Source organism: Paracoccus zhouxuedongae, from assembly GCF_041927815.1.
In the GTDB taxonomy this organism is placed as follows: Bacteria; Pseudomonadota; Alphaproteobacteria; order Rhodobacterales; family Rhodobacteraceae; genus Paracoccus.
Map to the genome: position 1 here is coordinate 1 of NZ_JBHFHM010000022.1, position 25108 is coordinate 25108.

Below are 25108 nucleotides of genomic sequence, written 5' to 3' on the forward strand. Positions count from 1 at the left end.
GTCTTGCCGTGGTCAACGTGACCAATGGTCCCGATGTTGACGTGCGGTTTCGTCCGTTCAAATTTTGCCTTTGCCATTGCAAAGCTCCTTTTTCATGACGGTGCGTGCGCGGCACGCACCCTACAGTTTGGGTAGGGTGCGGGGTCTCCCCCGCACCGCCGTTAAGCGTATTTCTTCTGGATCTCGTCGCTGATGTTCTGCGGCACGGCCTCATAATGGTCGAACTGCATGGTGAACACCGCACGACCCGACGACATCGAGCGCAGGTTGTTGATGTAGCCGAACATGTTGGCCAGCGGCACCATCGCATCGATCACGTTGGCGTTGCCGCGGCTGTCTTGGCCACGCACCATGCCGCGACGGCTGGTCAGGTCGCCGATGATCGAGCCGGTGTATTCTTCCGGGGTCACGACCTCGACCTTCATGATCGGCTCCAGCAGCTTCGCGCCGGCCTTTTTCAGACCTTCGCGCATCGCCGCACGGGACGCGATTTCGAACGCCAGCACCGAGGAGTCGACGTCGTGGAAGGCACCGTCGATCAGCGCCACTTTGAAGTCGATCACCGGGAAGCCCGCCAGCGGACCCGAGTCCATGACCGACTTGATGCCCTTTTCGACGCCGGGGATGTATTCCTTCGGCACCGCACCCCCCACGATCTTCGACTCGAACGAATAGCCTTCGCCCGGCTCGGTCGGGGTAATGACCAGCTTGATGCGGGCGAACTGGCCCGTGCCGCCGGTCTGTTTCTTGTGGGTATAGTCGATCTCGGCATCGCGCGAGATGGTCTCGCGGTAGGCCACCTGCGGCGCACCGATATTCGCCTCGACCTTGAACTCCCGCTTCATGCGGTCGACCAGGATGTCGAGGTGAAGTTCGCCCATGCCCTTCATGATCGTCTGACCCGATTCCAGATCGGTTTCGACGCGGAAGGACGGGTCTTCGGCGGCCAGACGCTGCAGCGCCAGACCCATCTTTTCCTGGTCAGCCTTGGACTTCGGCTCGACGGCGATTTCGATCACCGGCTCGGGGAAGGTCATGGTTTCCAGGACGACCGGCTTGGTCGGATCGCACAGGGTGTCCCCGGTGGTGGTCTCTTTCAGACCGGCCAGGGCGATGATGTCGCCAGCGAAGGCTTCGTCGATTTCCTCGCGGTTGATCGCATGCATCAGCATCATGCGGCCCACGCGCTCGCGCTTGCCCTTGGTCGAGTTCATCATCTGGTCGCCCTTCTTCAGCGCGCCCGAATAGATGCGCGTGAAGGTCAGCGAACCAACGAAGGGGTCGTTCATGATCTTGAACGCCAGCGCCGAGAACGGGTCGGCATCATCGGCGTTGCGGGCGATGTTGCGCTCTTCGGTCTCGTCGTCGGGGGCAAAGCCCATCAGGGTCGGCACGTCGGTCGGCGCCGGCAGATAGTCGATGACCGCGTTCAGCAGGGGCTGCACGCCCTTGTTCTTGAACGCCGAACCAGCCAGCATCGGGAAGAACGACATCGACAGGCAGCCCTTGCGGATCAGCTTGCGCAGGGTCGCCTCGTCAGGCTCGTTGCCCTCCAGATAGGCTTCCATGGCGGCGTCATCCATTTCGACGGCCAGTTCGATCATCTTGTCGCGCCACTCGTTCGCCAGCTCTTGCAGATCCTCACGGATCGGCTGACGAACCCAGTTCGCGCCCAGATCTTCGCCCTTCCAGACCCATTCTTCCATGGTCACAAGGTCGATGATGCCTTCCAGCTTGTCCTCGGCGCCGATCGGCAGGGCGATCGGGCACGGGGTGCCGCCGGTGCGCTCCTTGACCATCTTCACGCAGTTGAAGAAGTCGGCGCCGATCTTGTCCATCTTGTTGACGAAGACCAGACGCGGCACCTTGTAGCGGTCAGCCTGACGCCACACGGTTTCGGTCTGCGGCTCGACGCCGGCATTACCGTCCAGCAGCGCCACCGCACCATCCAGAACCGCCAGCGAGCGTTCGACTTCGATGGTGAAGTCGACGTGGCCGGGGGTGTCGATGATGTTGAAACGATACTTGGTATCGCTGGTGCCTTCCGCCGACGGGTCGTTCTGGCGCTGCCAGAAGGTCGTGGTGGCGGCCGACGAGATGGTGATGCCGCGCTCGGCTTCCTGTTCCATGAAGTCCATGGTCGAGGCGCCGTCGTGGGTTTCACCCATCTTGTGGTTCTTGCCGGTGTAGAACAGGATGCGCTCGGTCATCGTGGTCTTGCCGGCGTCGATATGCGCCATGATGCCGAAGTTACGATAGCGCTGAAGCGGGTATTCGCGTGCCATGATGGCTCCTTACCAGCGATAGTGGCTGAACGCCTTGTTGGCGTCGGCCATCTTGTGGGTGTCTTCGCGCTTTTTCACCGCCGAGCCACGACCATTGACAGCATCGGCCAGCTCACCGGCCAGACGCTCTTCCATGGTGTTTTCGTTACGGTTCTTGGCGGCGGTGATCAGCCAGCGGATCGCCAGGGCCTCGCGGCGGGTCGGGCGGACTTCGACGGGCACCTGATAGGTGGCACCGCCGACGCGGCGGGAACGCACCTCGACCGAGGGCTTCACGTTGTCCAGCGCCTCATGGAAGATCTCGACCGGGGCGCGCTTCAGCTTGCCTTCGACGCGGTCAAGGGCGCTGTAGACGATCCGTTCGGCGACGGACTTCTTGCCGTCTTCCATCAGGTTGTTCATGAATTTCGTGATGACGCGATCGCCGAACTTGGCGTCGGGCAGCACTTCGCGCTTTTCAGCGGCGTGACGACGGGACATCTGTGCCTCTCCTTATTTCGGACGCTTCGCGCCGTATTTCGAACGGCGTTGACGACGGTCTTTGACGCCCTGGGTATCCAGAACACCGCGCAGGATGTGGTAACGGACACCCGGAAGGTCTTTCACACGGCCGCCACGGATCAGCACGACGCTGTGTTCCTGAAGGTTGTGCTTTTCGCCCGGAATGTAGCTGATGACCTCGAAACCGTTGGTCAGGCGCACCTTGGCGACCTTCCGCATAGCGGAGTTCGGCTTCTTCGGCGTGGTGGTGTACACGCGGGTGCACACGCCCCGCTTTTGCGGGCAGGATTGAAGATGCTGCGATTTGCTGCGCTGCACCTTGGGCTGCCGCGGTTTGCGGATCAGCTGTTGGATCGTCGGCATTCGGTTCCCCGTTTTCCTTCGTCAATACTCGCGGCCGGATCGGCCGCACCACTTCTCGACAGCACCTTGCGCGCATCGCAAAATGCCAATCCCCATCCGCCCCTAGCGGCGTGGACAGGCTGAAATCCAATGGATCGGGGGGTCAACCCGGATCAGCTTCACTGAACATCAAGAGCCCGGCGGGCGTCGAGGCCCGTCAGGATGGGCGCGCTATAGGGGGAATCGGCGCCCGAGTCAACACGGGCAGGCCAACACGCGCAGGCCGTCACAGCCCGGCAGGCGGCAGTGACAGCAGTTCATCCACGGTGAAGGGAAAGTGCCGCGCGACCTGGCGGGTGATCTGTTCGGGCTGCCAGGTGCCGCGCAGGCCGGTGCTGATCGCGCTGCTGTCATTGTGGCGGTGAACCGTGCGGATGAAGCTGGGATGTTCGGCGTCGCTAAAAGTCGTATAGAACTGCGGCAGATAGCGGTGATTGCGCCGGAAGATTACGTCGTGATTGGCGACCGGCGCGACCAGCGTCAGGCCGATGCCCAGCGGGCTGCGTTCGCAGACGTCATAAATGTCGGGCATGTCGCCCAATTCAAGAAAGAAGCCGCGGTTGAACGCGATGACCTTGGGCGCGGCGCCCTGCCCCGCCATGATGCTGGCCAGGGGGCGCAGCCGTTCCACAAATGTCATCGACAGCGCGTCATCATCATCCAGCCGGAACCCCGCAATATGGGTCGCGTCGGGCAGCCGCAGCGCCGCCATCGCATCTTGCAGCACCGGATATTGCGGACCCGGCGGGCGCGCCAGCAGCCGCACATTGCGCATCCCTGCGATCGCGGTGCACAGCCGATCCCGCGCCCATCCCGGCAGGTTGTCTCCGATCAGGATGCCTAGGGTAAAGTCGCCATCGGTCTGCGCGCGGATCGACGGCAGGGTCAGCCGCTCGAACATCTGGAACCGGGCTTCCAGCCGGGCCGGGTCATACAGAAAGGCGGCGTTTGCCTTGGCATCGGCGCCGGTGCGCACAAAGCCCGACAGCGCAGGATACGAGAACCGCACCATGCCGATGATCTGGATGTTCATGCGACGGCCTTCATGATTTTTCCCTGCAATAGCATGGCGGGGCAGGCAAGGTAACCGCCAACCGTCGCCCGGACGCGCGCACCACGGGCCGGTTTGGGTGGCAATTTTTTACTTTTGCTAATACAATTGGATGAACCCAAGCCGCAGGACAGCAAGGAGAGGCCATGAAACCCCTTTACCCAGTCGTATGCGCGGTGCCTGCCGTGATCTGCCTGACCGCCGCCGTCGTCGCCCAGTCGCCCACCGGGCCAGGTGACATGCCGCAAGAGATCGACCTGGCGGCCTGGACAGTTGGGGATATCGACGCCCTTGACGATGACGAATATGGCCGCGCGGTTCGCTATGGCCTGCAACTGACGACAGACACCTTTGCCCATATCGGGCCAGAGGTCGCCGACCCTGCGATGCGCTATTCCGGCAACAATCTGTCGTGCCAAAGCTGCCATCAGGATGCCGCGACCAAGCCGTTTGCGATGCCCTGGATCGGTGTCAGCGCCGCTTTTCCCCAGTATCGCGCCCGTGAAAACGACCTGCAATCGGTCGAGGACCGGGTGAATGGCTGCATGGAGCGATCGATGGCCGGCAAGCCCCTGCCCTTGGACAGCGCCGAGATGCGGGCCTATACCGCCTATATCCATTTCCTGTCGCGCGGTATTCCGACCGGGGCCAAGGTCATCGGCGCGGGTACGATCCGCGATGCGGCCCCCGATCGCGCCGCCGATCCGCAGGCGGGCGAAGCGGTGTTTCAGGCGCATTGCGTCGCCTGCCATGGCGATGACGGGATGGGGATGCGCATGGGCGAGGCTGGTGATGGCCTGGGCTATGCCTTCCCGCCGTTGTGGGGCGACGACAGCTATAACGACGGCGCGGGCATGTATCGGGTGGTGATGGCCTATCGCTATATCCTGGCGAACATGCCGCAAGGGGCCGACCATGAAAACCGGCAGTTGGCCCCGGATGAGGCCTTCGACGTTGCGGCCTATATCAACTCGCAGCCGCGCGGCGAAAAGGCCGGGATGGAGGCCGACTTCCCCGACCGGCTGCGCAAGGCCCCCGACATGCCCTTCGCGCCCTGGGCCGGCGACTTCCCGGCTGAACAGCACAAATATGGTCCGTTCAAGCCGATCGCCGACTGGCAGGCCGCCGAACTGGAACGTCGCCGGGGCGAGGATCCGCCGGAAGGCGAAAAGAAGAACTGACCCCTGTCGATCAAAGGTCCGGTTTACACCGGGCCTTTGCGACGTGACCCGGCGAGCGGGGCAAGGCCCGACGCCGCGGCGCGGCTGCCCCGACAGCGGCGCCAAGCCCGACCGTTTGGCGCGGTCACGGCCCCGCCGACCAGGACTTGCGCCCGGCGCGCATCGCTTGGGTGAACATGTCCAGATCAACGCCAAAGCGGTCGCGCGCCACAGCCGCCGGATCGGGGCAGTCAAAGCCCGGCCCTTGCAGCGCAAAGCTGCTGTCGTTGCTGTCGTGATGGCCGCGCACCCACATCACCCCATCCGGCTGCACCAATGAGGGGATGCGCTGCCACATCACATTGTGGCGAAAGTTCATCAGCGAATTGGCGGCCTTGGGGTGAAACAGCATCGCCATTCCGGGGGTCCAGTATTGCGCCAGGCGCGGGATCAGCCGGGCGTCACGGCCACCCCAGGCCAGCACAAAGCCGCGCGCGTAATCCATCGCAACCGGGCGGTGCCGGGTGACAAGCGCCCCCGGGATCGCCGCATCGGCGCGCACGCGGGCCACGAAATCGCGCGCCACGGCGTCGTCATCATCCAGCCGGAACTGGGCAATCAGATCGGCGCCGGGGTCGATGGCGGCGTGAATGACTTTGGTGGCGGTTTCGTGATGGGGGGCTGGCTCATGCAGGACCAGCCGGACCTGCGGCACATCGGCGATCAGCGCCGCCAGACGCTGACGCGCCCAGGGCGGCAGATCGGTGCCGGTCAGCACCAAAAGGGTGAAATCGGGATCGCTCTGCGCCCGGATGCCGGGCAGCAACAGATGCTGGAACCAGTTCAGCCGCGCCACCAGTCGCGCGGGGCGAAACAGCGCGGCCTGACGTTCCGCAACCGTCTCATGTTCCTGCTGAAACGCGCCCAAGCCAGTGAATGAGAACCGGCACAGGCCCAGAACCTGAATGCGCATTCACCCCCCTGGGCCGGCTGGTGCAGGCGGCTGGCCCCCTTTGCACAAGGGGGCCAGCCTGTGTCTTACAGCGTGTCGTCGCCGGCGACATCCGCCGGGGCGGCATCGACCATATCGGCCATCTCGACCGGGGCTGCCAGGGCCGCGGCTTCTTCGGCCTCGGCGCGGCGGGCCTCGATCACCAGCTCGTCGCGGTCACCCGCGATGCGCCGCACGCGCGAGGTCGCGCCACCGGTGCCCGCCGGGATCAGGCGGCCGACGATGACGTTTTCCTTCAGGCCGACCAGCTTGTCGCGCTTGCCCTGAACGGCGGCTTCGGTCAGCACGCGGGTCGTTTCCTGGAACGACGCGGCGCTGATGAAGCTGCGGGTTTGCAGCGACGCCTTGGTGATGCCCAAAAGGACCGGCTCGCCCGTTGCCGGACGGCCACCGCGATGTTCGATCTTGGCGTTTTCCTCGTCGAACTCGGCCTTGTCGACATGCTCACCCTTCAGCAGCGTGGTGTCGCCGCTGTCGAGGATCTCGATCTTTTGCAGCATCTGCCGCACGATCACCTCGATGTGCTTGTCGTTGATCTTCACGCCCTGCAGGCGATAGACGTCCTGCACTTCGTCGATCAGATAGTCGGCCAGGGCCTCGATCCCCATGATCCGCAGGATGTCATGCGGGGCCGGGTTGCCGTCCATGATGTAGTCACCCTTCTGCACGAAGTCGCCTTCCTGCACCGGGATGTGCTTGCCTTTCGGCACCATGTATTCGACGGGCTCCAGCCCCTCTTGCTGCGGCTCGATGGTGATGCGGCGCTTGTTCTTGTAGTCCTTGCCAAAGCGCACATAGCCATCCAGTTCGGCGATGATCGCGTGATCCTTGGGGCGACGGGCCTCGAACAGTTCCGCCACGCGGGGCAGACCCCCGGTGATGTCCTTGGTCTTGGCGCCTTCGCGCGGGATACGGGCGATCACGTCACCGGCTTTCACCTCGGTGCCGTCCTCGACCGACAGAATGGCGTCGACCGACATCTGATAGCTGACCGGGTTGCCCTGATCGTTGCGCATGGGTTCGCCGGTTTCGGCATCCATGACGATGATCTCGGGCTTCAGATCCGACCCACGCGGCGCGTTGCGCCAGTCGGTCACGATCTTCTGGGTCATGCCGGTCGCGTCGTCGGTATCCTCGCGGACCGACAGACCCGCCACCAGGTCGACGAACTTCGCCACACCGGCCTTTTCCGCGATGATCGGCAGGGTATAGGGATCCCATTCGAACAGCTTGGTGCCGCGCTTGACCTGGGCCTGATCGGCCACCAGCAGCTTGGCGCCATAGGGCAGGCGATAGCTCGCGCGCTCTTGGCCATGCTCGTCCATCACCACGATCTGCATGTTCCGGCCCATGACGATCTTTTCGCCATTGGCGTTTTCCAGCGTGTTGGGGTTGCGATAGTCGATCACCCCCTCCTGGCTGGATTCCTGGAACGATTGCTGGCTGCCCTGCGCGATGCCGCCGATGTGGAAGGTCCGCATCGTCAGCTGCGTGCCGGGTTCACCGATCGACTGGGCGGCGATGATGCCGACGGCCTCACCGATGTTGACCAGCGTGCCACGGGCCAGGTCGCGGCCATAGCACATGGCGCAGACGCCCTCTTCCGCGTCGCAGGTCAGGACCGAACGGATGCGGACCGACTGCACACCCGCCTGCTCGATCGCGTCGGCCTTGCGTTCGTCGATCAGCTCGTTCTTGCGCAGGATCACGTCGTCCGACCCCGGCACCAGAACGTCCTCGGCCGCGACACGGCCCAGCACGCGCTCGGACAAGGGCGCGACGATTTCACCGTCGTTGACCGCGGCACTGGCGGTAATGGCACGCTCGGTGCCACAATCGTTCATGCGCACGATGCAGTCCTGCGCCACGTCCACCAGACGCCGCGTCAGATACCCCGAGTTCGCGGTCTTCAGCGCGGTATCGGCCAGACCTTTGCGCGCACCGTGGGTCGAGTTGAAGTATTCAAGAACGGTCAGGCCTTCCTTGAAGTTCGAGATGATCGGCGTCTCGATGATCTCGCCCGAGGGCTTGGCCATCAGGCCGCGCATCCCGCCCAGCTGCTTCATCTGCGCAGGGCTACCCCGCGCGCCCGAATGCGACATCATGTAGACGCTGTTGGGTTCCTTTTCGGCCCCCGCATCGTCCACGCGCACGGCGCTGATTTCCTTCATCATCTCGGCAGCCACGGCGTCCGAGCATTTCGACCACGCGTCGACAACCTTGTTATACTTCTCGCCCTGAGTGATCAGGCCGTCCATATACTGCTGCTCGAACTCTTTGACCTGATCGCGCACGCCCTCAACGATGGTCCATTTGGCTTCGGGGATAACCATGTCATCCTTGCCAAACGAGATCCCGGCCTTGAACGCCTCGCGGAAGCCCAGTTCCATGATCTTGTCGCTGAAGATCACGGCCTCTTTCTGGCCGCAATAGCGATACACGGTGTCGATGACAGTCTGCACGTCCTTCTTGCGCAGCAGCCGGTTGACCAGTTCAAACGGCGCCTTGGCGTTCAGCGGCAGCAGCGCGCCCAGCCGAAGACGGCCCGGCGTGGTTTCGACCCGCTGCATCACCTCATTGCCTTCGTTGTCGATCTGCTTGATCCGCGCGGTGATCTTGGCGTGCAGATGCACCTCGCCGGCGGCAAGGGCGTGTTCGACCTCATCGACGCTGGCAAAGGCCATGCCTTCGCCCTTCATGCCCTTGCGTTCCATGGTCGTGTAGTAAAGACCCAGAACCATGTCCTGCGACGGCACGATGATCGGCGCGCCGTTGGCGGGCGACAGCACGTTGTTGGTCGACATCATCAGGACGCGCGCTTCCAGCTGCGCTTCCAGCGACAGCGGAACGTGAACGGCCATCTGGTCGCCGTCGAAGTCGGCGTTGAAGGCCGAGCAGACCAGCGGGTGAAGCTGGATCGCCTTGCCCTCGATCAGGATCGGCTCGAAGGCCTGAATGCCCAGACGGTGCAGCGTCGGCGCGCGGTTCAGCAGAACCGGGTGCTCGCGGATCACCTCGTCCAGGATATCCCAGACCTCGGGGCGTTCCTTTTCGACCAGCTTCTTCGCCTGCTTGACGGTCGAGGACAGACCCTTCGCCTCAAGCCGCGAATAGATGAACGGCTTGAACAGTTCCAAGGCCATCTTCTTCGGCAGCCCGCACTGGTGCAGCTTCAGTTCCGGGCCGGTCACGATGACCGAACGGCCCGAAAAGTCGACGCGCTTGCCCAGCAGGTTCTGACGGAAGCGGCCCTGCTTGCCCTTCAGCATGTCCGACAGCGATTTCAGCGGACGCTTGTTGGTGCCGGTGATGACGCGGCCGCGGCGGCCGTTGTCAAACAGCGCATCAACCGATTCCTGCAACATGCGCTTTTCGTTGCGCACGATGATGTCGGGCGCGCGCAGTTCGATCAGCCGCTTCAGACGGTTGTTGCGGTTGATGACCCGGCGATACAGATCGTTCAGGTCCGAGGTCGCAAAGCGGCCCCCATCCAGCGGCACCAGCGGGCGCAGTTCCGGCGGAATGACCGGGATCACGGTCATGACCATCCATTCCGGGCGGTTGCCGGATTCCAGGAACGATTCAACGATCTTCAGCCGCTTGATGATCTTCTTCGGCTTCAGCTCGCCCGTCGCCTCTTTCAGCTCTTCCCGAAGCTGCTCGGCGGTCGCCGCCAGGTCGATGCCCGACAGCATGTCGCGGATCGCCTCGGCACCGATCAGCGCGGTGAAGGCTTCGGCGCCGAACTCGTCCTGCTTGTCCAGGAACTCTTCCTCGGACAGCAGCTGGCCATAGGACAGGTCCGTCAGGCCCGGCTCGGTGACGACATAGTTTTCAAAGTAAAGGATGCGTTCCAGATCGCGCAGCGTCATGTCCAGCATCAGGCCGATGCGCGAGGGCAGCGACTTGAGGAACCAGATGTGGGCGACCGGCGCGGCCAGTTCGATATGGCCCATCCGCTCGCGGCGCACCTTTTGCAGCGTGACTTCCACACCGCATTTTTCGCAGGTCAGGCCGCGATATTTCATGCGCTTGTATTTGCCGCACAGGCATTCGTAATCCTTGATCGGGCCAAAGATACGCGCGCAGAACAGACCGTCACGTTCGGGCTTGAACGTGCGATAGTTGATGGTTTCGGGCTTCTTGATCTCACCATAGGACCAGCCGAGGATTTCCTCGGGGCTGGCCAGCGAAATCTTGATCTCGTCAAACTGCTTGGGCGAAGCCAGCGGGTTGAACGGATTGGTGGAGAGTTCCTGGTTCATCTGTGTATCCTATGAATGGGTGCAAGGGGCGAGGTGCGCGGCAACCGCGCACCCGACGGAGCGATCCGTTATTCGCCATCCTCCGCATCCAGGAGTTCCATGTTGAGGCCCAGACCCCGGACCTCCTTGACCAGCACGTTGAAGCTTTCCGGCACGCCAGCCTCGAAGTTGTCCTCGCCCTTGACGATCGACTCGTAGACCTTGGTGCGGCCGGCCACGTCGTCCGACTTGACCGTCAGCATCTCTTGCAGGGTATAGGCGGCACCATAGGCTTCCAGCGCCCAGACCTCCATTTCCCCCAAACGCTGACCACCGAACTGCGCCTTGCCGCCCAGCGGTTGCTGGGTCACCAGGCTATAGGGACCGGTCGAACGCGCGTGCATCTTGTCGTCGACAAGGTGGTGCAGCTTCAGCACATATTTCATGCCGACGGTGACCTTGCGGGCGAATTGTTCGCCGGTGCGGCCATCAAAGACCACCGACTGACCCGACTGATCGAATCCGGCACGCTTCAGCGCGTCGTTCACATCCGCTTCCTTGGCGCCGTCGAACACGGGCGTCGCCACCGGCACACCGTGGCGCGCGGCCTCGGCATGTTCGATGAACTGGTCGTCCGCCATGCCGTCGAAGGTCTCGGCATACATGTCGTCGCCATAGCCGATCTTCATCGCCTCGCGCACCGGCGCCAGGTCGCCCTTGCGGCGGTACTCCTGCAAGGCTTCGTCGATCTTGATGCCCAGGCCACGGCTGGCCCAACCCATATGGGTTTCCAGGATCTGACCGACGTTCATGCGCGACGGCACGCCCAGCGGGTTCAGAACCAGGTCGACCGGGGTGCCATCGGCCAGGAAGGGCATGTCCTCCATCGGGACCACCTTCGAGACCACACCCTTGTTGCCGTGGCGACCGGCCATCTTGTCACCGGCTTGCAGCTTGCGCTTCACCGCGACAAAGACCTTGACCATCTTCATGACGCCGGGGGGCAGGTCGTCGCCCTGACGGACCTTTTCAACCTTGTCCTCGAACCGGGCTTCCAGCGCGCGCTTCTGGACGTTGAACTGATCGTTCAGCGCCTCGACCTCGCGGGCCTTGTCCTCGTCCTCGATGGCCAGTTGCCACCACTGACCGCGCGACAGCGTGGCCAGCAGATCGTCGTCGATGACCGAACCGCCCTTGACGCCCTTCGGACCCTTCACGGCGACCTTGCCCATGATCAGGTTCTTCAGGCGCGCATAGATGTTGCGTTCCAGGATCGCCAGCTCGTCGTCGCGGTCGCGCGACAGCCGTTCGACCTCTTCCCGCTCGATCTGAAGGGCGCGCTCGTCCTTGTCGACGCCGTGGCGGTTGAACACCCGGACTTCGACGATGGTGCCGTAGGCCCCCGGCGGCAGCCGCAGGCTGGTGTCGCGCACATCGCTGGCCTTTTCACCAAAGATGGCGCGCAACAGCTTTTCTTCCGGCGTCATCGGGCTTTCGCCCTTGGGGGTGATCTTGCCCACCAGAATATCGCCCGGACCGACCTCGGCCCCGATATAGACGATACCGGCTTCATCCAGGTTGCGCAGGGCTTCTTCGCCCACGTTCGGGATGTCGCGGGTGATCTCCTCCGGGCCCAGCTTGGTGTCGCGCGCCGCCACTTCGTATTCGTCGATATGGATCGAGGTGAACACGTCGTCGCGGTGGATGCGTTCCGAAATCAGGATCGAGTCTTCATAGTTGTAGCCGTTCCACGGCATGAAGGCGACGACCACGTTCCGGCCGATGGCCAGTTCGCCCTGATCGGTCGACGGACCGTCAGCGATGACCTGGTTCTTCTGCACCTTGTCGCCAACCTTGACCAGCGGACGCTGGTTGATGGTCGAGGACTGGTTCGACCGCTTGAACTTGCGCAGGCGGTAGATGTCGACGCCGGCATCGCCCATCGACAGGTCTTCGGTCGCGCGCACAACGATGCGCTGCGCGTCAACCTGGTCGATGACACCCGACCGGCGCGCCATGATCGCCGCGCCGCTGTCGCGGGCCACCACGGCTTCCATCCCGGTGCCGACAAAGGGCGCTTCCGACCGCAGCAGCGGCACGGCCTGACGCTGCATGTTCGAGCCCATCAGCGCGCGGTTGGCGTCGTCGTTTTCCAGGAACGGGATCAGCGCCGCAGCAACCGACACCAACTGCTTGGGCGACACGTCGATCAGGTCGACCGCCTCGATCGGGTTCAGCGAATATTCGCCGGCCTGACGGGTGCTGACCAGATCGTTGACGAACTTGCCGTCGGCATCCAGTTCGGCGTTGGCCTGGGCCACAGTGTGACGCATTTCCTCGGTCGCGGACATATAGACGACATCATCGGTCACCTGACCGTCGCGGACGCGACGATAGGGGGTCTCGATGAAGCCGTATTTGTTCACGCGCGCAAAGGTCGCCAGGCTGTTGATCAGACCGATGTTCTGACCTTCCGGCGTTTCAATCGGGCACATCCGGCCATAATGGGTCGGGTGAACGTCGCGCACCTCAAAGCCCGCGCGTTCGCGGGTCAGACCGCCCGGCCCAAGGGCCGACAGACGGCGCTTGTGCGTCACTTCGGACAGCGGGTTGGTCTGGTCCATGAACTGCGACAACTGGCTGGAGCCGAAGAATTCACGCACCGCAGCCGCCGCGGGCTTGGCGTTGATCAGATCCTGCGGCATCACGGTGTCGATCTCGACGCCGGACATGCGCTCCTTGATCGCGCGCTCCATGCGCAGCAGACCGATGCGATACTGGTTTTCCATCAGCTCGCCGACCGAACGCACGCGACGGTTGCCTAGGTGGTCGATGTCGTCGATCTCGCCCTTGCCGTCGCGCAGTTCCACCAGCCCCTGAATACAGGCGATGATGTCATCCTTGCGCAGGGTGCGCTGCGTGTCGGGCGCATCCAGGTTCAGGCGCATGTTCATCTTGACGCGACCGACGGCGGACAGGTCATACCGCTCGCTGTCAAAGAACAGGCTGTCGAACATGGTGCTGGCGGCTTCGACCGTCGGCGGCTCGCCGGGGCGCATGACGCGATAGATATCCATCAGCGCCTGGTCGCGGTTCATGTTCTTGTCCGCGGCCATGGTGTTGCGGATATAGGCGCCGACGTTGACGTTATCGATATCCAGCGCCGGGATCTCGGTGATGCCGTTGTCCAGCAGCACCTTCAGCGTGCCACCGGTCAGATCGCCGTCGCGGTCGTATTCGGCCGTGATCTCATCCCCGGCTTCGACGTAAATCGCGCCGGTCTGTTCGTTGATGATGTCCTTGGCGACGAAGCGCCCGACGATATGGTCGAAGGGCACCAGAAGTTCGGTGATCTTGCCTTCGTCGATGATCTTCTTGACCGCGCGCGGCGTCATCTTGTCGCCGGCCTTCAGGATGACCTCACCGGTGGCGGCATCAACCAGATCATAGGAAGGACGGGTGCCGCGGATACGCTCGGGGAAGAACTTGGTGACCCAACCCCGGTTCTTTTCCAGGCGGAAGTTCACGGTGTCGTAATAGGCATCCATGATGCCTTCCTGATCCATGCCCAGGGCGTAAAGCAGGGTCGTCACCGGCAGCTTCCGGCGGCGGTCGATGCGCGCGAAGATCAGATCCTTGGCGTCGAACTCGAAGTCCAGCCACGACCCGCGATAGGGGATGATGCGGCAGGCGAACAACAGCTTGCCCGACGAATGGGTCTTGCCACGGTCATGGTCAAAGAACACGCCGGGGCTGCGGTGCATCTGCGACACGACCACGCGCTCGGTGCCGTTGACGATGAAGGTGCCGTTCATCGTCATCAGGGGCATGTCGCCCATGTAGACATCCTGTTCCTTGATGTCCTTGACCGATTTGGCGCCGGTGGTTTCATCGACATCGAACACGATCAGACGCAGCGTGACCTTCAGCGGCGCGGCATAGGTCATGTCGCGGGCCTGGCATTCGTCGACATCGTATTTCGGCTTTTCCAGTTCGTATTTCACGAACTCCAGCACGGCGGTTTCGTTGAAATCCTTGATCGGGAACACCGACTGAAAGACGCCCTGGATGCCCTCGCCATCGCTGTGCCCGCTGCCCTCGCCCGAGTTCAGGAACAGGTCATAGGAGGATTTCTGAACCTCGATCAGGTTCGGCATCTCCAGAACTTCGTCGATCGAGCCGTAATAGCGGCGAAGCCGCTTCTGCCCAACATAGGATTGCGCCATGTGTCGTCACCTTTCGTCTGTGGCAGCCATGCGCTTCGGGGGCCAAGCGCGTGGAGCCTGCGAATGAAGGGGGCCGGTTCCATACCTGCGTTACGTCCCACCGCAACGCGCCCGAACCGTGAACGCCGCCTTGAAAGTGGCTTTCGCGAAAGCAGCTTTCAAGACAGGTTCGGCAGGGGACGGCGAACCGCCCCCTGCCCATGTCGTCAGCAAGGATGCAAGAGCATCCGCACCGATTACTTCAGCTCGACCTTGGCACCAGCCGCTTCAAGCTTTTTCTTCATGTCTTCGGCTTCGGCCTTCGCCGCGCCTTCTTTCACTTTGCCGCCGGCTTCAACCAGGTCTTTGGCTTCTTTCAGGCCCAGACCGGTGATCGCGCGGACTTCCTTGATGACGTTGATCTTGTTGGCGCCGGCATCAACCAGCACAACATCGAACTCGGTCTTTTCTTCGGCGGCTTCCGCCGGGCCAGCAGCCGGGCCAGCCATCATGACGGCGCCACCGGCGGCGGGTTCGATCCCGTATTCGTCTTTCAGGATCGTTTTCAGTTCTTGGGCTTCCAGCAGCGTCAGGTTGACGATTTGCTCAGCAAGGGCTTTCAGATCGGCCATTTTTCCGTTCCATTCCTAGATTTTGGTTTCCAACGTCGGGCTTCTTCCCAACGAAGGCACAAGATTGCGTCAGGCGGCTTCCCGCTCCTCAAGGGTCTTGAGGATGCCCGCGATGTTGGAAGCAGGCGCGCCAATGGCACCCGCGATGCTGGCGGCAGGCGACCCGATCATCGACACGATCTGAGCGATCAGCTCTTCACGCGACGGCATCGAGGCGACGGCTTTCACACCGGCGGGGTCCAGAGCGTTCTCACCCATAGCGCCGCCAAGAATGACGAACTTGTCATTCGCTTTGGCGTATTTGTCGGCGACCTTGGCCGCAGCCACGGGGTCTTCCGAATAGGCAAGAACGGTCATGCCCGTCAGGTAGTCGGCGATGCTTGCGCAAGGCTTACCTTCCAGGGCGATCTTGGCGAGCTTGTTCTTGGCAACACGAACCGAACCCCCGGCATCGCGCATCTGCGCGCGAAGGTCCTGCATCTGCGCAACCGTCATGCCTTCGTAGTGGGCCACCACCACGACGCCAGAGCTTTCGAAGACGCGGCCGAGTTCGTCGACCACCTGTTCTTTTTGGGCTCTATCCACGGTTTCACTCCAAGTGTGGGGGTTTCCCCCCGGCTCTCATTGTCCCCCTTGGCCGGATGGCGTCGGGGGTTCGGGTCCGATACGGGTGCCCGAGGCCAGATCGCCCGAGGTTGCCCCCGGAAATGGTCTCGATCCCCATCTCAGGAAGGAATTATGGGATCACCTTAGGGGCGGTCCCACCCTCCGTCTCGGACAGGACGGGGCGGCGATCAGATCGGTCGCCCCGCCATTCGCCGGGTCGCCCCGGCAAATTCTTCGCCCTTACTGGGCGCTGGTGCTGGCCAGGTCCAGGCTGACGCCGGGGCCCATGGTCGAGGACAGCGACACCTTTTTCAGATAGGTGCCCTTCGCCCCCGAGGGCTTGGCGCGCGACACGGCGTCGACAAAGGCGCGAACGTTCTCGGCCAGCTTGGCCTCATCGAACGACACCTTTCCGATACCCGCGTGGATCACGCCGGCCTTTTCGACCTTGAACTGGACCTCGCCACCCTTGGCCGCTTCGACGGCGGTTTTCACGTCCATCGTCACGGTGCCGACCTTGGGGTTCGGCATCAGGTTGCGCGGGCCCAGGATCTTGCCCAGACGGCCGACCAGCGGCATCATGTCCGGGGTGGCGATGCAGCGATCGAACTCGATCTTGCCGCCCTGGATGGTTTCCAGCAGGTCTTCAGCACCCACGATGTCGGCGCCAGCGGCCTTGGCTTCGTCAGCCTTGGCGCCACGGGCGAACACAGCGACGCGGACGGTCTTGCCGGTGCCGTTGGGCAGTTGGACCACGCCGCGGACCATCTGGTCGGCATGACGCGGGTCGACGCCCAGGTTCATGGCGATTTCCAGCGTCTCGTCGAACTTGGCGGTGGCCGAGGACTTGATCAGCTTGACAGCATCTTCGACCGACAGGTTCGATTTGCCATCAAAGGCGGCGCGGGCGGCCGCGGTGCGTTTCGCAACTTTGGCCATGACTTACCCCTTCACCTCGATGCCCATCGACTTGGCCGAACCGACGATGATCTGCATCGCGGCTTCGACGTCATTGGCCGACAGGTCTTTCATTTTCTTCTCGGCGATCTCGCGCACCTGGGCGACCGTCACGGTGCCCGCGACGTCACGGCCCGGCTTTTTCGAGCCCGAGTTCAGCTTGGCGGCCTTCTTCAGGAAATACGACGCCGGGGCGGTCTTCATCTCGAAGGTGAAGGACTTGTCGGCGTAATAGGTGATGATCACCGGAACGGGCGAGCCCGGTTCCATTTCCTGCGTCTTGGCGTTGAACGCCTTGCAGAATTCCATGATGTTGATGCCGCGCTGACCCAGCGCCGGGCCGATGGGCGGGGACGGGTTCGCCTGCCCCGCTTTGACTTGCAGCTTCAGGCTGCCGATAACCTTCTTGGCCATGTGGCCTCTCCTTTGTTCACCTGCGGCGACTGCCGCTTTGGCTTAGTGGTGCGGGCTGGCCGTAGCCGTCCCTCCCACGACGACACGTCAGGACGCTTTCGAGACCTGCGTGAATTCCAGTTCGACGGGCGTCGGACGCCCAAAGATCGACACCGTCACCTTCAGACGGTTCGAGATTTCGTCGACTTCCTCGACCATGCCGCTGAAGCCCTCGAACGGACCGTCGGTCACGTTCACATTCTCGCCGATGTCGAAACGGATCAGGTTACGCGGCGCGGGCGCATCCTCGCCGTCGCCCGACCGGTTCAGGATCGCGTTCACCTCGGCGTCGCGCATCGGCATCGGCTTGCCCTGCGGACCCAGGAACCCGGTAACGCGGTTGATCGAGCTGACCAGATGATAAGTGCGGTCGTTCATCTCCATCCGCACCAGCACATAGCCGGGCATGAAACGCCTCTCGGACGTCACCTTCTTGCCGCGGCGGATCTCGATCACTTCCTCGGTGGGAACCATCACCTCGGTGATCTGTTCCTCAAGGCCCTTGTCGGCCACGGTCTGACGGATCTGTTCGGCGACCTTCTTTTCGAAGTTCGACAGAACCGAAACCGAATACCAGCGCATCGCCATGCGAGCCTTCTCCCGTCCGCCCCGATGGGGCCATTCGCTTATCTTTTCAGGCGCTTGCCGCCCGCCCCGGAACAGAAAACAGCGCGCAGTCCGAATCGATGCGCGCCGCGTCCGGGCAAAACATCAGGCCCTTTAACGCCCGTGGCCAGCAATGGCAAGCCCATCGCCCCGCCCGAACCGGCCCGACAGCCTCAGTTGAAGGCGCCAAGCAGCGCCGTCAGCCCGGTGCGGATCAACAGGTCCACCAGGAAAAAGAACACCGCCGTCAGGGTCGCAAAGACAAAGACCATGATCGTGGTCAGCACCACCTCGCGGCGGCCCGGCCAGACGATCTTGCCCGCTTCGCTGCGGACCTGTTGCAGGAACTGAACCGGATTGGCCATGCGTCTTTCCCTTCGCGGCCCCACGCCGCACCGGTTGCACCTATCCCGCCCGGCGTGGGATTTCAAGGCCGGGCGGGATCGGGTGCTCTACAGCAGTCGCAGCAACTGATAGGCCGCGAGCGTGCAGATCAGCAGCCCGACCAGCACCATGGCGACGCGATGCGGCAGGATGCGGGTGACATAGCCCGCCAGGGGCGCAGCCAGAACGCCGCCCGCAACCAGCCCCGCCACCGCCATGGCATGATCGACCAGCGCCTTTTCCTGATCCCAATGGCCGGTCAGCAACGCGATCAGGAAACCCGCCGAGACGGCGACGGTCAGCAGGAACTCGGCCGCGTTGACGGTGCCGATCACCTGCCGCGGTGCGCCGCCCGCGCCGATCAGTCCGGTGGTGACGACCGGCCCCCAGCCGCCGCCGCCCACCGCGTCGACAAAGCCGCCGGTGCTGCCCAGACCCACCACCGCGGCGCGCGAATGTTCGTGATAGGGGTCGGGCCGGTGGTTCGACCGATACAGGATGTAGACCCCCATCAGCCCCAGATAGCCGACCACCCAGGGCCGCAGCACCGCCCCGTCAAAGCTGGTCAGCACATAGGTGCCGATCAGCCCGCCGATCACGCCGGCCGGCACCAGCCGCCGAAACAGCCGCCAGTCGACATTGCGATGCGCGATATGCGACGCGGCCGAGGCGCCGGTCGTGAACACCTCGGCCGCATGGACCGTGGCCGACGCCACCGCCGGGCTGACCCCGAACGACAGCATCACCGTCGACGACACGACGCCATAGGCCATGCCCAGGGCGCCATCGACCAGTTGCGCCAGAAAGCCGACCAGTGCGAACAGCAGAAATGAATCTCCCATGTGAATGCCTCCCTTTGCTTCACCTTGCGCACAAGTAGCCCACAAATCCCATCGGCATGATAGGATTATTTTCGTTCCGGTCAGCGTAGTGTCCAGAAGGCGGGGATATTGCCTGTTTCTTGTGCATTCTTGCAGGAACAACAGCATCTTGGCACGCCTGAGCGCGCGAATCGCAGGGCTGCGGATGCAATGATGGGCAAGGTTGCGGGCGTCATCCGCGTGGCCGTGATGACCGCGAACGGGGCGCCGTGCTAAAGGAAGGACAGCTTGCGCCCGCCCGCCAGTTCCTCCAGCGTCACGCCTTCCAGCAGCAGCGACGTGGTGTCGCGCACGGCGATCAGCACCGGGCGAATCCGGCATTCCTCAAGCGATTTGCAGTCGGGACAGGGCGCAAAGGCGGTCTGGCTGGCACAGGGCGCCAGGGCCAGCGGCCCGTCGATACAGCGCATGACCTGGGCCACGTTGATCTCGACCGCCGGGCGCGACAGCGCATAGCCGCCCCCTGCCCCACGACGCGCGACCACAAGGCCGCGCAGCTTCAGCGCCGCCATGATCTGTTCCAGAAACTTCTGCGGCAGCGCCTCGGCCCGTGCGATTTCCGCAACCGAAGCCGACTGGTCCTTGCGGGCCAGATAGATCATCGCGTGCAGGGCGTAGCGGGCTTTTTGCGACAGCATGACCTGCCATAGGCCGGTGGCCGGGCACTGGTCAACCGCGATGTCGGGAGGGCGGCCTGGCAGGGGCAGCAGGACTTGAACCCGCGACCCTCGGTTTTGGAGACCGATGCTCTACCAACTGAGCTATACCCCTAGGCCGTGGTCGCTGATTATGCCAGCGGGCCGCCGGGTTCAAGCCCTTTCATCAATGCCGGTCAGCCCTCGTCGCCGTCCCCCAGGAACCCGCCCGACTGCCGCGCCCATAGCCGGGCGTAGATGCCGCCCGCCGCCAGCAGCTCGGCATGGCTGCCCTGTTCGGCGATGCGGCCCTGATCCATGACGATCAGCCGGTCCATCGCGGCAATCGTCGACAGCCGGTGGGCAATGGCGATCACCGTCTTGCCCTGCATCAGCCGCGTCAGTTGCGACTGGATCGCGGCTTCGACTTCGCTGTCCAAGGCGCTCGTCGCCTCATCAAGTATCAGGATCGGGGCGTCCTTCAGCGCCACGCGCGCAATGGCGATGCGCTGACGCTGGCCGCCCGACAGCTTGACCCCGCGTTCGCCGACATGCGCATCCAGCCCGCGCCGCCCCTCGCGGTCGGTCAGCGTGTGGATGAAGGTCTCGGCCTCGGCGGTGCGGGCGGCGGCCAGGATCTGATCGTCGCTGGCGTCGGGTCGGCCATAGGCAATGTTGTCGCGCACCGACCGGTGCAGCAGGGATGTATCCTGCGTCACCACCCCGATCGCGGCACGCAGGCTTTCCTGCGTCACCTGCGCGATATCCTGGCCGTCGATCAGGATACGGCCCGAATCAAGATCGTAGAACCGCAAGAGCAGGTTAACCAGCGTCGACTTGCCCGCCCCGGACCGGCCCACCAGACCGACCTTTTCCCCCGGCGCGATGGTCAGGTCCAGCCCGTCGATCACCGCCGGGCGCCGCGCTTCATCGCCACCATAGCGGAAGGTCACGGCATCGAACCGCACCTGTCCCGGCCCGCGCGCCAGCACCGGCGCGCCGGGCGCGTCAATCACCGCGCGCGGCAGCGACAGGCTGGCCAGACCGTCGCGCACCGTGCCGATGTTTTCAAACAGCGCGGCGAATTCCCACATGATCCAGTGGCTCATGTTGTTCAGCCGCAGCGCCAGCGGGATCGCCACCGCAACCGCGCCCACGGCGATGTGGCCACCGGTCCACAGCCAAAGGCCAAGCGCCGTCACCGCCCCCGTCAGCGCCACATTGATCGCGTTCAGCGCCATGTCCTGCCCGGCGGCCAGCCGCATCTGGCGGTAGACGGTATGCAGGAACCGGTCCATCCCCTGCCGGACATAGGCCTCTTCGCGGGCGGCATGGCTGAACAGCTTGACGGTGGCGATGTTGGTATAGGCATCGACCACTCGGCCGGTCATGCCCGCCCGCGCATCCGCCTGATCCTCGGAGATGCGGGCCAGGCGCGGCACGACATAGGCCAGCAGCAGCCCATAGGCGATGGCCCAGGCGACAAAGGGCAGCGCCAGCCGCCAATCCTGCGTCGCCGCCAGCACCAGGGCGCCGATGAAATAGACCAGAACATAGATCGCCACATCCATGATCTTCATCGCCACTTCGCGCACCGCCAGTGCGGTCTGCATCAGCTTGGTGGCAATCCGTCCGGCGAACTCGTCCTGAAAATAGCCCATCGACTGCCCCAGCAGCCAGCGATGCGCCTGCCAGCGGATGCGCTGCGGGAAATTTCCCAGCAGGGTCTGGTGCATGACCATGCTGCTGATCGCATTCAGCACCGGCAGCCCCACCAGCAGCAGCACCGCCATCAGTGCCAGCCGCGCCCCTTCCGCTGCCATGAAGTCGGCGGGCGAGGTCGCGCCAAGCCGGTCGACCAGCGCGCCCAGATAGCCGAACAGCACCACCTCGATCACCGCGATCGCCGCCGAGGTCGCCGCCATCACGCCCAGCCACGGCAGCGCGCCCTGGGCGAAATACAGCACGAATCGTCCCATGCCCTGCGGCGGCATCGCGGGCCGCGCGGCGGGATAGGGATCGAGCCGGGCTTCAAACCAGCGCATCAGGCGGGCAAAGGGGCGAAGCAGCATCAAGACCTCGGACAGGGTGGCGAATCAGTCAGTCGGGCGGCGATGTCTGGCGGCCTGATGACGTGATGGCAACGCGCAACAGCAGCTGGCACGGGCGCAATCGTCCCACAGGCGTTCCGCCATGTCCAGTTGCGGGCCATACGCGCAAGATATGTTGGATTTTTATGATTATCTCGGTGCAATCCGGCCCGGTATGCCACTTTCCCCCTGCGCGCGGCCCGCAATCGGCCTATACTTGGGCAGGTCAAGATCCCATGGTTTCCGACATGCATTCCATCAGTTACCGGTCGCGCGCCATTGTCCCCGTGGATGACGCCCTGTGGCACGATATCCAGACCCGCGCCAATGATCGCAACGCCGCCCTGGGCGTCACCGGGGCGCTGCTGTTTGACGGCACCTTCTTCTTCCAAACGATCGAGGGGCCGCTGCAATCGGTCAGCGACCTGATGCGATCCATCCAGCGCGACACCCGCCATACCGAAATCATCCCCTTTGGCATCCGGCCCATCGAACGCCGCTGGTTCGCGGAATGGCGGATGCGGATGCTGCGCTGTGGCGCCTCATCCCAGGGGCTGATGGGGCGCTTTGGCTATCTGAACCTGCGCGACCCCGCGATCCTTGACCAGCTGCATCATGAGATGCGGGCCGCCGTTGCCTGACCGATCCTGATGACGGGCTACAGATACCGCCCGCCGCGCTGCAAGACCTCGATCTTGTAGCCATCGGGATCGGTGACGAAAAAGAACCGCGCGATCACTGTGCCGCCGGGCGCGAAATCCACCAGCTTGCCGGGGTTCAGCCCCGCCGCCGTAAACCGCGCATGTTCGGCGTCCAGATCATCGACCGAAAATGCCACATGGCCATAGCCGTCGCCCAGATCATAGGGCGCGCTGCGGCCCTTGTTCACGGTCAACTCCAGCTCGACCTCGGCGGCGTCATTGGCCAGGTAAATCAGCGTGAAGTCGGGGAAATCCAGCCGATCGGCGATGCGCAGGCCAAAGGCCGTGTCGTAAAAGGCCAGGCTGCGGGCTTCATCCAGCACGCGGATCATGGAATGGATGTATCGTGCCATCGCTCTCTCCTTGTCTGTGGGGGATGATACCAGCGGCGTCATGCGGTGGCGAGGATGACCATACCGGCCAGGATCACCGCCGCCCAGGTCAGCCGCTGGCGCAGGTGCCCCTCGGCCAGGAACAGACTGCCCGCGATCACCACCAGCACGACCGAGACCTCACGCATCGGCGCGACATAGGCGACTGGGGTAAAGGTCAGCGCATAAAGGACCAGGATATAGGCCAGCGGGCTGAACAGGGCGATGGCGATGACGCCCCAGCGGTGGTCGCGCCACTGCCGCGCCACCAGCGCCCGGCGGCGCAGCGCTACCGGCGTCAGCAGCACCACCCGTCCCAGGGTCGAGACGTAATCCAGCAGCAAGGGCGGGATCAGCACAACGGAAACCGCATAGGCATCCCAGGCGGTATAGCTGCCGATCAGCGCCCCGACCGCCAGCCCAAAGCCAAGCGACGCGCCAAGCCGCTGCCCTGTGCCGCGCCCGCCGCCGGTCAGCATCAGCACGCCGATGACGATGATCGCCGCGCCCAAGCCCATGCGCGGGGTGATGACCTCATCCAGCATCAGGACGGCAAAGGCCGAGGACAGCACCGGCCCGGTCGCCCGCGCGGTCGGATAGACAACCGACAGATCGCCCCGCCGATAGCCCGCTTGCAACAGCGCGAAATAGGCCAGGTGCAGCACCACGCTGCCCGCGATGAACGCCAGTTCGGTCGCGCCCAGATGGGGCCGCTGCACGATCATCACCCAGGCCGCCACCGGCAGGTAAAGCAGCAGCGCAAGCGCCGAGAACAGCCAGATCAGTTCCGCCCCGCCATTGACGCGCTTGACGAACACATTCCAGGTCGCGTGGCAGACCGCGGCCGCCAGCACCAGCGCAAGACCGAACAGGGACATCGCCGCCTCCGTGGGATGGGCGCGGACCGCCGCGCCAGGGCATCCGCCGCAGGTCGGGCAGAGGCAGGCGCAAGCTAACAGCCGCGCGATGCAGTGCCAAATGGAAAGCCGCTCAGGGGGCGGGCGGCCCGGCGCGACGGGGATCATCGCACCAGGCCCGTTCACGGCATGTCAACGCTGTCCTGCCAGGCCGGGCAGACCTTAGCGGCAGGAGCCCCCCGATGATCTCTGCCGTTTCACCCCTTTACACCTACAAGGCACCGGCAAGCACCCCCGCCACCTTAGCCGAGTCCGCCGAAAAGGCTTTTGAAGGCGTCGCTAATGACAGCGTCGCCAAACCCGCCCCACCCCCGGCAGGGTTGGAAGGTGCCTCGCTGAGAGGCTATTATATTTCTATAGGGGATTTGGCGACAGCATGGCGCCTCGGCCTCGAAGAGTCGCTTGAGCTGAACAGGCAGGCGCTCGCCATGCAGAAAGAGGCGGCCGAACTGTCGTCGCGGTCGCTGGCCGATTGGCCGACCATCCGCGCCGATGTGGTCGAACGGCTGGCAACCGCCACGGGTGCCGCGCGCGCCGAGCTGACGGCGGAACTACGCGCCATCGACCTGAGCGTCGTCAGCAGCCGCGAGGCCGACAAGGTCCAGCAGAAATCCTACGCTGATGCCCTGGTACGCCTCCAGCCGATGATCGACCAATGGACCGCCAGCCTCGCCGCGCTGGACAAGAAAGAGGCGTAAGGCGTAAGCCTGCCTCTTTCGGGACGGGCCGGTCGGTGCCTGTGAACACGCACCCTACGGGGATCGCTTTGGGGCGGCATTCCCGACGCAAAAGGCCGCCCCCCCGAGGGACGGCCTTCCGCTTTCCTGTCACCGCACGGCGCGCTTCCGCGCACCGCCACGACCCTCGCTTACGCGATGATCTTCGCCACGACGCCGGCGCCGACGGTGCGGCCGCCTTCGCGGATGGCGAAGCGCAGTTTCTCTTCCATCGCGATCGGGGCGATCAGTTCGACCTCGAACTTCAGGTTGTCGCCCGGCATCACCATCTCGGTGCC

Annotated in this window: 22 protein-coding genes and 1 tRNA gene; 3 read left to right on the plus strand and 20 right to left on the minus strand. The window is 63.8% G+C overall.

Features of this window, described 5'->3' with window-relative positions:
• Positions 1–161: 161 nt before the first annotated feature.
• From fusA to ACEYYA_RS15050, 4 genes are all read right to left on the minus strand, one after another.
• Positions 162–2285, minus strand: a complete 2124-nt coding sequence (fusA, locus tag ACEYYA_RS15035; protein ID WP_374801738.1) for an elongation factor G — start codon at positions 2283–2285, stop codon at positions 162–164.
• Positions 2286–2294: 9 nt separating this feature from the next.
• Positions 2295–2765 (minus strand): 30S ribosomal protein S7, encoded by a 471-nt coding sequence (gene rpsG / locus ACEYYA_RS15040; RefSeq protein WP_374801739.1) that lies wholly within the window; start codon positions 2763–2765, stop codon positions 2295–2297.
• 12 nt (positions 2766–2777) lie between these two features.
• On the minus strand, positions 2778–3149 hold the full coding sequence (gene rpsL / locus ACEYYA_RS15045) for a 30S ribosomal protein S12 (RefSeq protein WP_010399029.1): 372 nt from the start codon (positions 3147–3149) through the stop codon (positions 2778–2780).
• 265 nt (positions 3150–3414) lie between these two features.
• The gene (locus ACEYYA_RS15050; protein ID WP_374801740.1) at positions 3415–4221 is read right to left on the minus strand and encodes a glycosyltransferase; all 807 of its coding nucleotides are present in this window, start codon (positions 4219–4221) and stop codon (positions 3415–3417) included.
• A gap of 164 nt (positions 4222–4385) precedes the next feature.
• On the opposite strand from ACEYYA_RS15050, the gene ACEYYA_RS15055 reads away from it, so the two are divergent.
• Entirely contained in the window at positions 4386–5420 is a 1035-nt protein-coding gene (locus ACEYYA_RS15055) for a c-type cytochrome (RefSeq protein ID WP_374801741.1), read from the plus strand.
• A gap of 124 nt (positions 5421–5544) precedes the next feature.
• On the opposite strand, the gene ACEYYA_RS15060 is transcribed toward ACEYYA_RS15055, so the two are convergent.
• From ACEYYA_RS15060 to ACEYYA_RS15120, 13 genes are all read right to left on the minus strand, one after another.
• The gene (locus ACEYYA_RS15060; RefSeq protein WP_374801742.1) at positions 5545–6372 is read right to left on the minus strand and encodes a glycosyltransferase; all 828 of its coding nucleotides are present in this window, start codon (positions 6370–6372) and stop codon (positions 5545–5547) included.
• Between the two features lie 65 nt (positions 6373–6437).
• Positions 6438–10676, minus strand: a complete 4239-nt coding sequence (rpoC, locus tag ACEYYA_RS15065; RefSeq protein ID WP_374801743.1) for a DNA-directed RNA polymerase subunit beta' — start codon at positions 10674–10676, stop codon at positions 6438–6440.
• 68 nt (positions 10677–10744) lie between these two features.
• Positions 10745–14881: a DNA-directed RNA polymerase subunit beta gene (gene rpoB, locus ACEYYA_RS15070; protein WP_374801744.1), complete on the minus strand. Its 4137-nt coding sequence runs from the start codon at positions 14879–14881 to the stop codon at positions 10745–10747.
• Positions 14882–15117: 236 nt separating this feature from the next.
• Positions 15118–15492 carry a 50S ribosomal protein L7/L12 gene (gene rplL / locus ACEYYA_RS15075; protein ID WP_374801745.1) on the minus strand — a complete coding sequence of 125 codons (375 nt, stop codon included), beginning with the start codon at positions 15490–15492 and terminating at the stop codon, positions 15118–15120.
• Between the two features lie 69 nt (positions 15493–15561).
• Complete coding sequence (rplJ, locus tag ACEYYA_RS15080; protein WP_374801746.1) at positions 15562–16077, minus strand: 50S ribosomal protein L10; 516 nt, start codon at positions 16075–16077, stop codon at positions 15562–15564.
• A 261-nt stretch (positions 16078–16338) separates the two neighbouring features.
• The gene (gene rplA, locus ACEYYA_RS15085) at positions 16339–17037 is read right to left on the minus strand and encodes a 50S ribosomal protein L1 (protein WP_374801747.1); all 699 of its coding nucleotides are present in this window, start codon (positions 17035–17037) and stop codon (positions 16339–16341) included.
• 3 nt (positions 17038–17040) lie between these two features.
• On the minus strand, positions 17041–17469 hold the full coding sequence (rplK, locus tag ACEYYA_RS15090) for a 50S ribosomal protein L11 (protein ID WP_374801748.1): 429 nt from the start codon (positions 17467–17469) through the stop codon (positions 17041–17043).
• 87 nt (positions 17470–17556) lie between these two features.
• Positions 17557–18096, minus strand: a complete 540-nt coding sequence (gene nusG, locus ACEYYA_RS15095) for a transcription termination/antitermination protein NusG (protein ID WP_374801749.1) — start codon at positions 18094–18096, stop codon at positions 17557–17559.
• A gap of 191 nt (positions 18097–18287) precedes the next feature.
• Positions 18288–18479 carry a preprotein translocase subunit SecE gene (gene secE / locus ACEYYA_RS15100; protein WP_374801750.1) on the minus strand — a complete coding sequence of 64 codons (192 nt, stop codon included), beginning with the start codon at positions 18477–18479 and terminating at the stop codon, positions 18288–18290.
• Positions 18480–18566: 87 nt separating this feature from the next.
• Positions 18567–19340, minus strand: coding sequence for a sulfite exporter TauE/SafE family protein (locus ACEYYA_RS15105; RefSeq protein ID WP_374801751.1), 774 nt, complete (start codon positions 19338–19340; stop codon positions 18567–18569).
• Positions 19341–19591: 251 nt separating this feature from the next.
• Positions 19592–20017 (minus strand): RrF2 family transcriptional regulator, encoded by a 426-nt coding sequence (locus tag ACEYYA_RS15110; protein WP_374801752.1) that lies wholly within the window; start codon positions 20015–20017, stop codon positions 19592–19594.
• A 57-nt stretch (positions 20018–20074) separates the two neighbouring features.
• Positions 20075–20150: transfer RNA gene (locus tag ACEYYA_RS15115), tRNA-Trp, on the minus strand.
• A 61-nt stretch (positions 20151–20211) separates the two neighbouring features.
• The gene (locus tag ACEYYA_RS15120; protein ID WP_374801757.1) at positions 20212–22062 is read right to left on the minus strand and encodes an ABC transporter ATP-binding protein; all 1851 of its coding nucleotides are present in this window, start codon (positions 22060–22062) and stop codon (positions 20212–20214) included.
• A gap of 290 nt (positions 22063–22352) precedes the next feature.
• Between ACEYYA_RS15120 and ACEYYA_RS15125 the strand changes: the two genes are divergently transcribed.
• A complete protein-coding gene (locus ACEYYA_RS15125) occupies positions 22353–22745 on the plus strand; it encodes a BLUF domain-containing protein (RefSeq protein WP_374801753.1) in 393 nt (130 codons plus the stop codon).
• Positions 22746–22762: 17 nt separating this feature from the next.
• On the opposite strand, the gene ACEYYA_RS15130 is transcribed toward ACEYYA_RS15125, so the two are convergent.
• Both ACEYYA_RS15130 and ACEYYA_RS15135 read right to left on the minus strand, forming a co-directional pair.
• Entirely contained in the window at positions 22763–23158 is a 396-nt protein-coding gene (locus ACEYYA_RS15130) for a VOC family protein (RefSeq protein ID WP_374801754.1), read from the minus strand.
• A gap of 38 nt (positions 23159–23196) precedes the next feature.
• Positions 23197–24054, minus strand: a complete 858-nt coding sequence (locus ACEYYA_RS15135) for an EamA family transporter (RefSeq protein WP_374801755.1) — start codon at positions 24052–24054, stop codon at positions 23197–23199.
• Between the two features lie 467 nt (positions 24055–24521).
• On the opposite strand from ACEYYA_RS15135, the gene ACEYYA_RS15140 reads away from it, so the two are divergent.
• Positions 24522–24791 carry a hypothetical protein gene (locus ACEYYA_RS15140; RefSeq protein ID WP_374801756.1) on the plus strand — a complete coding sequence of 90 codons (270 nt, stop codon included), beginning with the start codon at positions 24522–24524 and terminating at the stop codon, positions 24789–24791.
• A gap of 170 nt (positions 24792–24961) precedes the next feature.
• On the opposite strand, the gene ACEYYA_RS15145 is transcribed toward ACEYYA_RS15140, so the two are convergent.
• Positions 24962–25108: EF-Tu C-terminal domain-related protein (locus ACEYYA_RS15145; RefSeq protein WP_459253766.1), on the minus strand; the 147-nt coding region annotated here is incomplete at its 5' end.